At 63.5% G+C, this 14,836-nt stretch carries 10 protein-coding genes; 7 read left to right on the top strand and 3 right to left on the bottom strand.

Annotated elements, in window-relative coordinates; all coding sequences use genetic code 11:
• Nucleotides 1–72 precede the first annotated feature (72 nt).
• On the top strand, nucleotides 73–2,358 hold the full coding sequence (locus tag QZ409_RS17535; protein ID WP_296713848.1) for a ComEC/Rec2 family competence protein: 2,286 nt from the start codon (nucleotides 73–75) through the stop codon (nucleotides 2,356–2,358).
• 25 nt (nucleotides 2,359–2,383) lie between these two features.
• Here the strand turns inward: QZ409_RS17535 and lexA are convergent, their stop codons facing one another.
• Nucleotides 2,384–3,088 carry a transcriptional repressor LexA gene (lexA, locus tag QZ409_RS17530; protein WP_296713845.1) on the bottom strand — a complete coding sequence of 235 codons (705 nt, stop codon included), beginning with the start codon at nucleotides 3,086–3,088 and terminating at the stop codon, nucleotides 2,384–2,386.
• 201 nt (nucleotides 3,089–3,289) lie between these two features.
• Nucleotides 3,290–4,171, bottom strand: coding sequence for an ATP-binding protein (locus tag QZ409_RS17525; RefSeq protein WP_296713843.1), 882 nt, complete (start codon nucleotides 4,169–4,171; stop codon nucleotides 3,290–3,292).
• Between the two features lie 182 nt (nucleotides 4,172–4,353).
• Between QZ409_RS17525 and yajC the strand changes: the two genes are divergently transcribed.
• The 4 genes from yajC to QZ409_RS17505 are packed head-to-tail and all read left to right on the top strand — an operon-like array spanning nucleotide 4,354 to nucleotide 7,679.
• Complete coding sequence (gene yajC, locus QZ409_RS17520) at nucleotides 4,354–4,695, top strand: preprotein translocase subunit YajC (RefSeq protein WP_296713841.1); 342 nt, start codon at nucleotides 4,354–4,356, stop codon at nucleotides 4,693–4,695.
• Nucleotides 4,696–4,729: 34 nt separating this feature from the next.
• Nucleotides 4,730–6,310, top strand: coding sequence for a protein translocase subunit SecD (secD, locus tag QZ409_RS17515; RefSeq protein ID WP_296713839.1), 1,581 nt, complete (start codon nucleotides 4,730–4,732; stop codon nucleotides 6,308–6,310).
• A gap of 12 nt (nucleotides 6,311–6,322) precedes the next feature.
• Nucleotides 6,323–7,288 carry a protein translocase subunit SecF gene (gene secF, locus QZ409_RS17510; protein ID WP_283364949.1) on the top strand — a complete coding sequence of 322 codons (966 nt, stop codon included), beginning with the start codon at nucleotides 6,323–6,325 and terminating at the stop codon, nucleotides 7,286–7,288.
• Between the two features lies 1 nt (nucleotide 7,289).
• Nucleotides 7,290–7,679, top strand: a complete 390-nt coding sequence (locus QZ409_RS17505; protein ID WP_296713836.1) for an Mth938-like domain-containing protein — start codon at nucleotides 7,290–7,292, stop codon at nucleotides 7,677–7,679.
• 365 nt (nucleotides 7,680–8,044) lie between these two features.
• Here QZ409_RS17505 and uvrA read toward each other — a convergent pair whose 3' ends face one another.
• Nucleotides 8,045–11,128 carry an excinuclease ABC subunit UvrA gene (gene uvrA, locus QZ409_RS17500; protein WP_296713833.1) on the bottom strand — a complete coding sequence of 1,028 codons (3,084 nt, stop codon included), beginning with the start codon at nucleotides 11,126–11,128 and terminating at the stop codon, nucleotides 8,045–8,047.
• A gap of 212 nt (nucleotides 11,129–11,340) precedes the next feature.
• Here uvrA and ssb point away from each other — a divergent pair, with 212 nt between their 5' ends.
• The gene (ssb, locus tag QZ409_RS17495) at nucleotides 11,341–11,850 is read left to right on the top strand and encodes a single-stranded DNA-binding protein (protein WP_296713832.1); all 510 of its coding nucleotides are present in this window, start codon (nucleotides 11,341–11,343) and stop codon (nucleotides 11,848–11,850) included.
• Between the two features lie 240 nt (nucleotides 11,851–12,090).
• Entirely contained in the window at nucleotides 12,091–14,835 is a 2,745-nt protein-coding gene (gene gyrA / locus QZ409_RS17490; protein ID WP_296713830.1) for a DNA gyrase subunit A, read from the top strand.
• Nucleotide 14,836 lies beyond the last annotated feature (1 nt).

The raw sequence follows: 14,836 nt of genomic DNA, 5'->3' as shown, positions 1-14,836 counted from the left end.
GCGAAGGAGCGTGGCGTTGCGGCGGCGCGTTCGTGTAGCATGGGCTCTGGCGGCAGAAAAAGAGACAATCGCATGGCGTCCCTGCCCAAAGGGCTGACGGAGCGGATTCTCGGGGGCGCGGGGCTGGCTGGCTGGACGCCGGACGCCGCGCTCGCCGCCTTGCGTCGCCGCTTTGGCGCGGCAGTTGAGGAGGAATGGGACCTGCGCCGGCCCTTCCTCTGGCTTCCGGCCGCCGCCGGCGCGGGCGCGATCTTTTATATTGTCGCGCCCACTGAGCCGGTGCTGTGGATCGTCGGGACCGCCGCCGTCCTGTTCGCGGCTCTGGCCTTTGCCGCGCGGGATCGCCGCGTCCTGTCCACATTGTTCATCGGGCTTGCGGCGATGGCGGCGGGAGAATTTTCGGGCGGCTGGCGCGCCGCGCGGGTCGAGGCGCCGGTGCTGGAGCGCACATTTGTCGGCGAAATCGCAGGCTTCGTCGAGGAGGTGGATCATCGCGTCCAGGGCGCGCGATTCCTGTTGCGCGTGACCGAGGCCGAAGGACTGGCTCCCGAAAAAACGCCTTTTCGCGTGCGGCTGACCTCGCGCGGCGTTCCGGCCTTCGCCGCCGGCGATTTCCTCACCGTCAAGGCGCGGCTGTTGCCGCCGGCCCATGCCGCTCTGCCGGGCGGCTATGATTTCGCGCGCGATGCTTTTTTCCAGCGCATCGGCGCGGTCGGCAATGTGCTCGGTCGGGCCGAGGCCGTGCCCGCGCCCGAAACGCCGGACTGGCGGCTACGTTTTTTCGCCGGCCTGGACCGGGCGCGCAATGCCCTGGCCTTGCGGGTTTACAATGCGATTGGCGGCGATAATGGCGCGATTGGCGCGGCCATGGTGACGGGCAAGCGGGACATGCTCTCCGAAACCGCGCGCGAAACAATCCGCAAGGCTGGCATTTTTCACATCATCACCATATCCGGCGTGCAAATGACCCTGGTCGCCGGCATTTTCTTCGTTGGATTTCGGGGGCTGCTCGCGCTCTTTCCCGCTCTGGCGCTCAATTATCCCATCAAGAAATGGGCGGCCGCGCTCGCGATGATTGGCGCGCTGGCCTATGGCCTGTTCACGGGCTCGCGCGTCGGATCCGAGCGAGCCTTGTTCATGACATTGATCCTGCTCGGCGCTGTGCTGGTCGATCGTCCGGCGCTAACCATGCGCAATCTCGCCTTCGCGGCGCTGGCGGTGATCGCGCTGGAACCCGAGGCTTTGCTCGGCGCGAGCTTTCAACTCTCCTTCGCCGCCGTCGCGGCGCTCGTCGCCGTTTACGAATCGCGCGCAGCCGCGCGACGTCCGACCGCCCCTGCAAGGCTGGATGGAACCGAAGCGGAGAAGGCAAAGCGCGGGCTGGCCGACAATATCGCCGAAATGAGCCGCCATGGGCTGCCCGGCGCCTTGGTGGCGACCTTCTGCGCCACGTCGGCGACGGCCTCCTTCATGGCTTATGATTTCCATGAACTGAGTCCCTATGTCCTGATCGGTAATCCGCTGACGCTGGCGATGATCGAGCTGTTCGCGGTGCCCGCCGCGCTGCTCGGCTCGCTGCTCTTCGCTTTCGGAATCGACGGCTGGGTCTGGTCCTATCTCGGGGCGGGCATCGCCATGATCATGACCTTCGCCCGCTGGATCGGCGAGGCGCCGGGCGCAACAGTCGCGCTGCCGGCTTTTGCGCCCTGGTCGATCGCCTGCCTGACTCTGGCCGTTCTGTCGTCGGTGCTGTGGCGCACGCGCCTCCTGAAGCTGACGGCTCTGCCCTTAGTGGCCCTCGGCCTGCTCGGCGCGGCCAATGGCGGGCGTTTCGATCTCGCAGTGGCGCCGACGGGCGAGCTGGCAGCTCTGCGCGACGCCGATGGGTTCCTGACCTTGCTCGGAAAGCGAAGCGATAATTTTGCCGCCGAGCAATGGTTGCGAGCCGACGCCGACTTGCGCTCGTCCGCCGAGACGGAAAGATCGGGGCGCTGCGATTCGCTCGGCTGCGTCGGCGTGTTGCGCAATGGCGACCAGGCGGCTCTGGTGCTCGACCCATCCGCCTTTCATGAGGATTGCACGCGGGCCCAGATCGTGATTTCGCCGCTCTATGCGCCGCACTCCTGCGCGCCAAAAATCCTGCTCGACCGGCGCAAGCTGGCGGAAACCGGCTCGGTTACGTTGGCCTTCGGGCCGGAGGGCGCGGCATGGCGCACGGCCCGCGCTCCGGGAGAAGACCGCCCCTGGTCGCGCGCGCCGCGCGGTCGCGCCACGCCCCTTGCCCCGATGCCCCAAACCTCCGTCTCGTCGGAGTCGCCCGCAGGCTGGAAGGAGCCGCCGGAAGCGCCCGTGGAGTAAAGCGGCGCACGCGGGGGAGGGCAGATCAATATTTGCGCAAAAGGCTGACCAGCTTGCCTTGGATATTGACGCGGTCCGGCCCGAAAATCCGGGTTTCATAGGCAGGATTGGCCGCTTCCAGCGCAATCGAGGCCCCGCGCTTGCGCAAACGCTTCAGCGTGGCTTCCTCATCGTCGATCAACGCGACGACGATATCGCCCGATTCGGCGGTGTCCTGCTTCTTGATGACGACCGTGTCGCCATCGAGGATGCCGGCTTCGATCATCGAATCGCCGCGCACTTCGAGCGCATAATGCTCGCCGCCCGAGATCATGTCCGGCGGAAGCGCGATCGAATGCGAGCGCGTCTGCAGGGCGGAAATCGGCGTGCCGGCCGCGATGCGGCCCATGACCGGAATAGTGACCGTCTCGTTCGAATCAAAGGAATCGCCGAGCGCGACCGGGCGCGACTTGCCGAGATTGCCCTCGATCACGCTGGGAGCGAAGCGAGTGCTGCGCGGCGTCGCGGGCGTGGACGATTCGGGCAGGCGCAGGACTTCGAGCGCCCGCGCTCGGTTGGGCAATCGGCGGATGAAGCCGCGCTCCTCGAGCGCCATGATCAACCGGTGGATGCCCGATTTGGAGCGCAGATCGAGCGCGTCCTTCATCTCGTCGAAAGACGGCGGCACACCCGTCTCCTTGAGGCGCTCGTGGATGTAGCGCAGCAGTTCGCTTTGTTTTTTCGTCAACATGGTCGCGCCTTGTCTCGCCTCGCGGGCTGCCGTCATTTGATCCGCTGAATACTGGACTCAACTCAGACAAATCATGAACGGAACATAGACGTTCGCGCTTGGTTCCGCAATATAAATGTTCCAGCTTCGTTAGCAAAACCGGACATGTCGAGGTGCGACAAGCCTGTGGACGCGGCTTGATGGCGCGAGCTGCGGCAAGGTCTAGTCGATCTTCTGGCCGAGCCGCCCCGCCAGGTCCTGAATATATTGATAGGCCGCGCGGCCGGAGCGCGAAGCGCGGGTGATCGCCCATTCCAGCGCCTCGGCGCGGATCTGCTCTTCAGGCGCCTCCAGCCCATAATGCGCGATGTAAGCGAAGACCATGGCGAGGTAGTCGTCCTGGCTGCATTTATGGAAGCCGAGCCAGAGTCCGAAACGATCCGACAGCGAGACCTTTTCCTCGACCGCCTCGCCCGGATTGATCGCGGACGAGCGTTCGTTGTCCATCATGTCGCGGGGCAGCAGGTGGCGGCGGTTCGAGGTCGCATAGAACAGGACATTGGCCGGACGGCCCTCGACGCCACCCTCCAGCGCCGCCTTGAGCGATTTATAGGAGGCGTCGCCGCCGTCGAAGGAGAGATCGTCGCAGAAAACGATGAAACGGGGCGCAGCGTCGCGCAGCTGGGCCATCAGCGCGGGCAGGGATTCGATGTCCTCGCGGTGGATTTCGATCAGCTTGAGACCCGGAAAATCCGGCGTGGCGGCGAGCCGGGCGTTGATGTCGGCATGGGCGGCCTTGACCAGCGAGGATTTGCCCATGCCGCGCGCGCCCCATAGCAACACGTTATTTGCAGGCAAGCCGCGCGCAAAGCGCTGGGTATTGCCGAGCAGCTGGTCGCGCAGATAATCGACGCCCCGCAGCAGCGCGAGCTCGACGCGGCTGACTTTCCTGATCGGATCGAGTGTCTGCGTTTCGGCGCGCCAGACGAAGGCGTCAGCCGCCGAAAAATCGGGCCGCGGCGGCGGCGGCGGACTCAGCCGCTCCAGCGCCTCGGCGATGCGCGCGAGCAGGGTTTGCACGTTCGGGGTCTCTGCTAGGGTCATCGGCGTCCGTCCGGTCGGAAAGGGCCGGTTTAGGGCCGCTCCGCGAAAGACTCAAGGCTTTCCCCGCCGCTGGCGATTGCTTTCAGCTTTGCAGCCGCTATAGTCCGGCGCGATTTTCATCCTGGCGCCCGAAGCGCCGCAGGCACCCGGCGCCGCAGCGCGCCCAAAAGCGGAAACGTGACATGAACTTCATCACCCCGGCTTTCGCGCAGACGGCGGCGGGCGCGTCTGGCGGAGCCGACATCCTGATGCAGCTGGCGCCGTTCGGCATCATTCTGATCATCATGTATTTCCTGATCCTGCGGCCCCAGCAGCAGCGCGCCAAGGCGCAGCAGGACATGATCACGAACATCCGCCGCGGCGACACCGTCGTCACCAATGGCGGGTTGATCGGCAAGGTCACCAAGACCATCGACGATAGCGAAATCGAGATAGAAATCGCTCCGAACGTCCGCGTGCGCCAGAGTCGCGTGGCCATAGCCGACGTGCGCGCCAAGGGCGAGCCGGTGAAGGACAACGCCTGAGGGCGGAAGAAAAAGAACGGACTAGCCGCCCGCAATGATGCGCTTTGCCCCCTGGAAGGTCGCCCTCACGGTCGCCGCGACCCTCATCGCCATACTGATCTGCCTTCCCAGCATGATCGGGCCGGATAATCGCGCGCGGCTCGCGGCCGTTCTGCCGTCCTGGCTACCGCCGAACTCCATCGTGCTCGGCCTCGACCTTCAAGGCGGCGCGCATCTCCTCTATGAGGTGGATCGCGGCGACGTCATCCGATCCATGACCGGCAATTTGCGTGACGACCTGCGCCGCCTGCTGCGCGACGAAAAGATCGCCATCGCGGGCGGCATCGGCGTCAATCCGCGCGGCGTTCAGGTCCGCATTCCCGACGCGGCGGATCGCGCGCGAATCATGCCCAAGCTTTACGGTCTGGTGCAGGTCGCGGCGGGTCCCGGCGGTTCGGGCCTCGATATTTCCGACGCGGGAGACGGGTTGCTCAAGCTCACGCTCACCGATGGGGCGATTGATTCCAAGGTCAAGCGCGCGGTCGAGCAGACGATTGAAGTCCTCAACCGCCGCGTCAACGGCCTCGGCACGACCGAGCCGAACATCCAGCGCCAGGGTTCCGACCGCATCCTCGTCGAGGTGCCCGGCCTGCAGGACACCAACCGCCTGAAAGACATTGTCGGCACCACCGCCAAGCTGGAATTCCGTCTCGTCGGCGAGCCGGGCGCCAATCCCGGCGACGTGGACATGCTGGATCAGGCCGATCAGCCCGGCAAATTGGCGGTCGAAAAGCAGGTGATGGTGCAGGGCGAAGATCTCACCGACGCCCAGCCTGGCTTTGATTCGCGCACGGGCGAGCCCGTGGTCAATTTCCGCTTCAATATTCGCGGCGGCCAGAAATTCGGCCAGGTCACCTCGGCCAATGTCGGCCGTCCCTTCGCGATCGTGCTGGACAACAAGGTCATTTCCGCGCCGCGCATCCTGGGGCCGATCACCGGCGGCTCCGGCCAGATTTCCGGTCGTTTCAGTGTGGAGCAGGCCAATAATCTCGCCATTCTGCTGCGCGCGGGCGCGCTGCCCGCCAAGTTGAATATCGTCGAGGAGCGCAGCGTCGGCCCGGGCCTTGGTCAGGATTCCATCGACGCCGGCAAGCGCGCCGCCTATTGGGCGGCGGGACTGGTGGTCGCCTATATGCTGGTCACCTATGGCGTATTTGGCATCTTCGCCAATGTCGCGCTGCTGATCCATATCTCCATGATCTTTGCAGCCCTCGTGCTTTTGCGCGCGACGCTGACCCTGCCGGGCATCGCCGGCATCGTGCTGACCATCGGCATGGCGGTCGATTCCAACGTGCTGATCTATGAGCGCATCCGTGAGGAATCCCATGCGGGCCGCTCGCTGATTTCGGCGCTTGACGCCGGCTTCAACCGCGCCTTCGCCACCATCGTGGATTCCAACGTCACCATGTTCGTGGTCGCGGCGATCCTCTATTTCCTGGGCTCCGGCCCGGTTCGCGGCTTCGCGGTCTCGCTCGCGCTCGGCATTCTCACCACCATCGTCACCGCCGTGACCATGACGCGAATGATGATCGCCCTGTGGTATCGTTATGCGCGCCCGACCAAGCTGCCGATTTAAGCGGGACTTTCAATGAAGCTTCTGCGCCTCGCGCCTGAAAACACCAAATTCCCGTTCATGCGCTTCCGGCGCGTGTCCTATCCCTTTTCGGCGGTGCTCTCGATCATTTCGGTCGTGCTATTCCTCGTCGTGGGCATGAATTTCGGCATCGACTTTTCCGGCGGCACCTTGCTGGAGGTGCAGGCTCGGTCTGGAACGGCGGATCTGTCCTATATCCGCGACCTGTCGGACCATCTTGGCCTCGGCGATCTCGAAGTGCAGGGGTTCGGCACCCCGGCCGACGCCTCGATCCGCTTCGGCATGCAGCCGGGCGGCGACGCGGCGCAGCAGGTCGCGGTCGAGAAGGTCAAGACTGCGCTCGGCGATTCCTATGAATTCCGCCGCATCGAGGTCGTCGGCCCGCGCGTGTCGGGCGAACTGGTGCAGCAGGGCACGCTCGGCGTGGTGCTGTCGATCTTCGCGGTGCTGGCCTATCTCTGGTTCCGCTTCGAATGGCAGTTCGCCATCGCGGCCATCATCGCGACCATGCATGATCTGCTGCTGACGGTCGGCTTCTTCTCCATCACGCAGCTCGAGTTCAACACCACCTCCATTGCCGCCATCCTGACCATCGTCGGCTATTCGCTGAACGAAACCGTCGTCGTGCTCGACCGCATCCGCGAGAACATGCGGAAATACAAGAAGATGCCAACGGACCAGCTGATCGATCTCTCGATCAACGCCGTGCTGCCGCGCACCTTGATGACGGCGACGACCGTGTTCCTGGCGCTGCTGTCGCTGGTTGTCTTCGGCGGACAGGTGATCCGCTCTTTCTCGCTGGCGATGATGTGGGGCATTTTCGTCGCCACCTATTCCTCGATCTTCATCTGCTCGCCGACCCTGATCTATCTGGGCCTGCGCAATGAATCGCGTTCGGCGAGCGAAGAAGTCGCCGGAGTCGGCGCCAAGACCGGCGCCCGGCCGCTGTCGAGCGCCTGATTTGGCGATAGGGCGCAAATATGACGGCTTCCTGCCGGGCCGCTTTCCGATCGACAGCATCGGGGCCGGGGGATTTCAGTTCGGCGGGATGTCGCATCGCGGCTCGCTGCTTGCGCTGCCGGATGGAATCCGCGCCTTGGCCGCAACGAGCTTTTCAGAAATCGACGAGGCGTCGCTGGCGCCCTTGTTTGCGCTGCCGCGCGGCTCGGTCGAATTGATGCTGTTCGGCTGTGGCGCATCGCTGCAACTGGTCCCGCCCGCCTTGCGGCAGAAGCTGCGCGATTTCGGCATAGCTTGCGACCCGATGAGCACCAGCGCGGCATGCCAGACCTATAATATTCTGCTGGGCGAGCGACGCCTCGTCGGCGCGGTTCTGATCGCCGTCCAGTGACGGATGGATTCAGAAGAATTCCAGGATTGCAAAAGAAAAAAGCGCCCGCCGGGGGGAGGAACCGGCGGGCGCCATTTTGAACAGGGGGTAGTCCGCGCCCGTTCAGAAGTCTGTCCAGACGAAGCGGAGGGGACATTTGCCGTCCGTCTAGAAGGCCAGTCTCTGCGCAGATGCGGCATAAGTGAACCAATTATTTTGCAAAGCAGCATTTCGTTTTTGCATAGCTTCGCTCATCGGCTGTTCATTTTTCCTTCGCCCATAACGCATGGCGCATAAGCGCAAAATTGCCGCCCCAACCTTTCGCTTATGACCTGGGCTGGGGACGAGCGACGTCGCGCCATGTAAGTTCTCACTCTGCTTAGTTTTCACTCGGCGGCCTGGGCGCCGCTGGGGCGTCGCTCCAGCACGTCCTTGAGATATTTCCCGGTATGCGAGGCGGGCTCGCGCAAGATGGCCTCCGGCGGGCCTTGCGCCACGATGCGCCCGCCGCCGTCGCCGCCCTCCGGCCCCATGTCGATGACCCAATCCGCTGTTTTGACCACTTCGAGATTATGCTCGATCACCACGACGCTGTTGCCCTGGTCCACCAGTTCATGCAGCACCTCAAGCAGCTTCTTGACGTCATGGAAATGAAGCCCGGTAGTCGGCTCGTCGAGAATATAAAGCGTCCGCCCGGTCGAGCGGCGCGATAATTCCTTGGAAAGTTTTACGCGCTGGGCTTCACCGCCCGAAAGCGTTGTGGCCTGTTGCCCGACCTTGACATAGCCGAGGCCGACGCGCGCAAGGGTCTGCATCTTGTCGCGGATCGAAGGCACGGCCTTGAACAAATCGGCGGCCTCTTCCACCGTCATGTCGAGCACGTCGGCGATGCTCCGGTCGCGATAGCGCACTTCAAGCGTCTCGCGGTCGTAACGCTTGCCCTTGCAGACGTCGCAAGTGACGTAAACGTCGGGCAGGAAGTGCATTTCGATCTTGATGACGCCGTCGCCCTGGCAGGCCTCGCAGCGGCCTCCCTTGACGTTGAAGGAGAAGCGTCCCGGGCCATAGCCGCGCGCTTTGGCCTCAGGCAGGCCGGCGAACCAGTCGCGGATCGGCGTGAAGGCGCCGATATAGGTGGCGGGATTGGAACGCGGCGTGCGACCGATCGGCGACTGGTCGATGTCGATGACCTTGTCGATCAGCTCCAGCCCGTCAAGAGTATCGAACGGGGCGGCATGTTCGAGCGCGCCGTTGAGCCGCCGCGCCACCGCTTTGTAAAGCGTATCGACGATTAGGGTCGATTTACCGCCGCCGGAAACGCCCGTGATACAGGTGAACAGACCGAGCGGAATTTCCGCCGTGACATTCTGCAGATTATTGCCGCGCGCTCCGACCAGGCGCAATTTTCGGCCTGCCTCGGGCTTGCGACGCTTTTTCGGCGTCGCCACCTGCATCCGGCCGGTGAGATAGGCGCCGGTGAGGGAATTCTTGTCGGCGAGAATGTCAGCCGGGGTTCCCTGCGCCACGATCTCGCCGCCATGGACGCCGGCGCCGGGGCCGACATCGACGACATAATCTGCGGTGAGGATGGCGTCCTCGTCATGCTCCACGACGATGACCGAATTGCCGAGGTCGCGCAGCCTACGCAAGGTTTCCAGCAATCGGGCGTTGTCGCGCTGGTGCAGGCCGATGGATGGCTCGTCGAGAACGTAAAGCACGCCGGTAAGACCGGAGCCAATCTGCGATGCGAGGCGGATGCGCTGGCTTTCGCCGCCTGAAAGCGTGCCGGAGCCGCGCGAAAGCGTCAGATAATCCAGACCGACGTCGATGAGAAACTTCAGCCGCTCGTCGATCTCACGCAGGATGCGGGAGGCGATTTCCAGCCGCTTTGCGTCGAGCTTGCGGGGCAGGGCCGTGAACCAATCCGCCGCGTCGCGCACCGCCAGCTCGGAAATTTCGCCAATATGCTTGTGGTCGATCTTGACCGCGAGGGCCTCCGGCTTGAGGCGATAGGCGTTGCAGGCGGGGCAGGGGCTGGCCGCCATGAAGCGCGAGATTTCTTCGCGCGACCACTCGCTCTCCGTCTCGATATAGCGCCGCTCCAGATTGCGGATGACGCCCTCGAACGGCTTTTTCACCTCATAGGAGCGGACGCCGTCGGCATAGGCGAATATGAGCTGCTGATCACCGGAGCCGTAAAGAATAATGTCTTTCGCCACTTGCGAAAGGTCCGACCAACGGTCCGACAGGCGGAACTTGAACGCCTTGCCGAGGGCTTCGAGCGTCTGGGCGTAATAGGGCGAGGGCGATTTGGCCCAGGGCGCGATCGCCCCTTTGCGCAGGGTCGTCTCCGGATTGGGGACGATCAGGTCCGGATCGACCTTCTGCTGCGAGCCGATGCCGCCGCATTTCGGGCAGGCGCCGAAGGGATTATTGAAGGAGAACAGGCGAGGCTCGATCTCCGGGATCGAAAAGCCGGACACGGGGCAGCAGAATTTCGACGAAAAGATAATGCGTTCCGGCTCCTTTCCTTCGGAGGTCTCCGCGAAGTCCACCACAGCGATACCGTCGGCGAGATCAAGCGCGGTCTCGAAGCTTTCGGCGAGGCGCGCGGAGATGTCGGGCCGCACAACGATGCGGTCCACCACCACGTCAATGTCATGCTTGAACTTCTTGTCGAGCGTGGGCGCGTCGGCGATGTCATAAAACTGGCCGTCGATCTTGAGGCGCTGGAAACCGCGCTTCATGTAATCGGCGATTTCCTTGCGATATTCGCCCTTGCGGCCGCGCGCGACCGGCGCCAGCAGATAAAGCCGCACGCGTTCCGGCAAGGCAAGCACGCGGTCCACCATCTGGCTCACGGTCTGACTTTCAATGGGCAATCCAGTGGCGGGCGAATAGGGGATGCCGACGCGCGCCCATAGCAGGCGCATGTAGTCGTGAATTTCCGTGACCGTGCCGACGGTCGAGCGCGGATTTTTCGAGGTGGTTTTCTGCTCGATGGAAATGGCGGGTGAGAGACCCTCAATATGGTCCACATCCGGCTTCTGCATCATTTCCAGAAATTGCCGGGCGTAGGCCGAAAGGCTTTCGACATAGCGCCTCTGGCCCTCGGCATAGATCGTGTCGAAGGCCAGCGACGATTTGCCAGAGCCGGAGAGGCCGGTGAAAACTACCAGCTTGTCGCGCGGGATCGTCAGATCGACATTCTTGAGATTGTGCTCGCGCGCGCCGCGCAACGCGATGACGCGGCCCTCGCCGATGCGGTAGGCGCCTTCCTCTATGGCGGATCTCGATAGCGCCGCAACTCTGGAGGGCGCGGCTGTCTTCGAAGGCGTGGCTGTCTTCGAAGGCGTGGCTGTCTTGGAAGCCGTGGCTGCCTTGGGAGGCGTGGCTTCCGCCTGAATCGACGCCTTCGCCGCCGAGGCGGCTTTCCGGGGCTTTTTGGGCTTCGCGGGGCTTGAATCCATCATTGCTTTCCACAGGCGCGCCGCTCCGACGCCGACGCTTCACGCCCTATGTAACGCCTTTTCGTCAAAATTCACCGGGGTAGGGTTGCATGATTCGCGCCAGCGCGCTAGAACATAAACGGAACATAAGGGCGCTGTGGAAAAGAGATTTTGGCGGGCGCATGAAAGTGTCCGGGCGTATAACATGCCCGGCCAATACGGGAGCGAGACAGATGTCGGGCAGCGTCAACAAGGTGATTTTGGTCGGCAATCTGGGCCGCGATCCGGAAGTGCGGCGGATGGGATCGGGCGACCCTGTCGTGACCTTCTCGCTGGCGACAACTGAATCCTGGCGCGACAAGGCCACCGGCGAGCGCAAGGATCGCACCGAATGGCATAATGTCGTGATTTTCAACGAAAATCTCGGCAAGATCGCTGAACAATATTGCAAGAAGGGCGCGAAGGTTTATCTCGAGGGCCAGTTGCAGACCCGCGAATTCACCGACAAGGAAGGCAACCAGCGCAAGACCACGGAAGTCGTGTTGCAGCGGTTTCGCGGCGAGCTGACCCTTCTCGACAGCCGGAGCCGCGGCGGCGACGAATCCGCCTATGGCGGCGCATCCTCCGGCGGCTTTGGCCGCCAATCGCCGATGGAGCGCGCTCCCGCGTCCGGGGGAGGCGGCAAAAGCGGCGGCATGGGCGGTCGCGCGTCGGATTCCATCGACGACGATATTCCGTTCTGAGTGGCTTCGCCGCGCCTGCATAGACCACGGTTGCGAAACTGCGCGCCAGGCCGCCGTCGCGTTCGGCGGCCCCGCATGACGATTTTATTTCGCCGTTCATCGCCGCATCAGCATAACACGGCACAACTTGTTGTTTTAACGAAATAAACTCTGCGCTCGCCGCAGCCCGCGAAACTGGCGTTCACGGTAAGAATCGCCTAGAAAGAGCTGGCTCTTTTTTCATCAACACGCGAGCGCATTTTGGCCGATCAAAACGACGACACGCCGGTCCCGCCTGCCTCGGACATTCGTCCGGTCTCCATCACCGACGAGATGAAAAGCTCCTATCTCGCTTATGCGATGAGCGTGATCGTGAGCCGCGCGCTGCCCGACGTCCGCGACGGCCTCAAGCCGGTGCATCGCCGCATCCTGCATTCGGCGCAGGAAAATAATTTTCTGCCCGATCGCCCCTATGTGAAATCGGCGCGCATCGTCGGCGAGGTGATGGGTAAATATCACCCGCACGGCGATCAGGCGATCTATGACGCGCTGGTCCGCATGGCCCAGCCCTTCTCGATGAGCCTGCCGCTGATCGACGGGCAGGGCAATTTCGGCTCGGTGGACGGCGACCGCGCGGCGGCGATGCGCTACACGGAATCGCGTCTGGCGCGGTCGGCCCTGGCGCTGATCGAGGACATCGATTCCGATACGGTCGATTTCCAGCCCAATTACGATGGCAAGGAGCGCGAGCCGACCGTCCTTCCCGCGCGTTTCCCCAATCTTCTGGTCAATGGCGCCGGCGGCATTGCGGTCGGCATGGCCACCAATATTCCGCCGCATAATCTCGGCGAGGTCATCGACGCTTGCGTCGCCCTGATCGACCGGCCCGACATGACTTTGCCGGAACTGATGGAGATCGTGCCGGGGCCGGATTTCCCCACCGGCGGCAGCATTATGGGCCGCGCCGGCATCCGGCAGGCCTATGAGACCAGCCGGGGCTCGATCCTCATTCGTGGCGTCGCGACCATCGAGACTTTGCGCAAGGACCGCGAGGCGATTGTCTTCACCGAAATTCCCTATCAGGTGAACAAGGCGACGCTGATCGAGAAGATCGCCGAACTGGTGCGCGACAAACGGCTTGAGGGTATTTCCGACCTGCGCGACGAATCCGACCGCGAAGGCATGCGCATCGTCATCGAGATCAAGCGCGACGCCGTGGCCGATGTGGTGCTGAACCAGCTTTACCGTTTTACCGCGCTGCAAAGCTCCTTCGGCGCCAATATGATCGCCCTGAACGGCGGCCGCCCGGAAAGCCTGACCCTGATGGACTGCCTGAAGGCGTTCATCGATTTCCGCGAGGAAGTTGTCAGCCGGCGCACCAAATTCCTGCTGAACAAGGCGCGCGACGGCGCGCATATCCAGGTCGGCCTGGCGATCGCCGTCGCCAATATCGACGAAGTGATCCGCCTCATCCGCACGTCCGCCGACGCCGCGGCGGCGCGCGAGGCCCTGATGGGCCGCGTCTGGCCGGCCCATGACATGGCGCCCTTGGTCGCGTTGATCGCCGACCCCCGCCATTCCATCGACGAGGACGGCAATTGCCGGCTCTCCGAAGCGCAGGCGCGCGCTATTCTCGAACTGCGCCTGCAACGCCTTACGGCCCTCGGTCGCGACGAAATCGCTGAAAACCTGAACAAGCTGGCGGTGGAAATCGCAGACTATCTCGAGATTCTGCGCTCGCGCGAAAGATTGTTCGGCATCGTGAAGGATGAAATGCTGGCGGTGAAAGCGGCTCACGCCGTGCCGCGCCGCACGCAGATCCTCGATGTCGATGGCGACATGATGGATGAGGACCTCATCCAGCGTGAGGAGATGGTGGTGACCGTCTCGCACGCCGGCTATATCAAGCGCGTTCCGCTCTCGACCTATCGCGCCCAGCGGCGCGGCGGCAAGGGCCGCTCCGGCATGCAGACCCGCGAGGAGGATTTCGTCCAGCGGCTGTTCGTCGCCTCGACCCACGCGCCGGTGCTGTTCTTCTCCTCGCTCGGACAGGTTTACAAGGAAAAGGTCTGGCGGCTGCCGCTGGCGGCGCCGCAGGCGCGCGGCAAGGCTCTGGTCAATATGTTGCCGCTGGAGCAGGGCGAGCGGATTACGTCAATCATGGCCCTGCCAGAGGACGAAGCGCTCTGGGAAGGCCTGGACGTGATGTTCTCGACGACGCGCGGCACCGTGCGGCGCAACAAGCTGTCGGATTTCACCCAGGTCAATCGCGCCGGCAAGATCGCCATGAAGCTCGATCCCGGCGAAGGTATTGTCGATGTCCAGATTTGCCAGGAGAGCCAGGACGTTCTGCTCACAACGGCCAAGGGCCAATGCATCCGCTTCCCGGTGACGGATGTGCGTGTGTTCAAGGGCCGCGATTCCATGGGCGTGCGCGGCATCAATCTCGGCGAGGGCGATCAGGTCATCGCGCTGTCGATCCTGACCCATAGCGACGCCACTCCCGCCGAACGCATCGCTTTCCTGAAAATGCGCCGGGCGTCGGCGGAAGAGGCCGCCGAGCCGGAGGCGGTCGAGGAGACTGAGGATGGCGGCGAGGTTGCGGCGCAGCTCGATGCTGAAACCTATGCGCTCATGGAGCTGGCCGAGCAGATCATCCTGACCATTTCGGCCAATGGTTATGGCAAGCGCACGTCGTCCTTCGAATATCGCGTCACGGGTCGCGGCGGCAAAGGCATTGTCGCGATGGCGGTGAACGCCCGCAACGGCGATCTCGTCGCCTCCATGCCTGTCGAGACGGGCGACCAGATCATGCTGGTCACCGACGGCGGCCAGCTCATTCGTTGCCCGGTCGCAGGCATCCGCGTTGTCGGGCGCGGCACGCAGGGCGTTATCGTTTTCAACACCGCGGAGAGCGAGAAGGTCGTCTCGGTCGAGCGGATCAGCGAAGATGAGAATGGCGACGGCGAGGCCGAGGGCGACGAAGCCGGTCCTGGCGAGGAATAGG

The sequence above is a fragment of the Rhodoblastus sp. genome (genome assembly GCF_019449565.1).
In the GTDB taxonomy this organism is placed as follows: Bacteria; Pseudomonadota; Alphaproteobacteria; order Rhizobiales; family Beijerinckiaceae; genus Rhodoblastus.
This window is presented reverse-complemented; position numbering and strand designations above follow the sequence as displayed.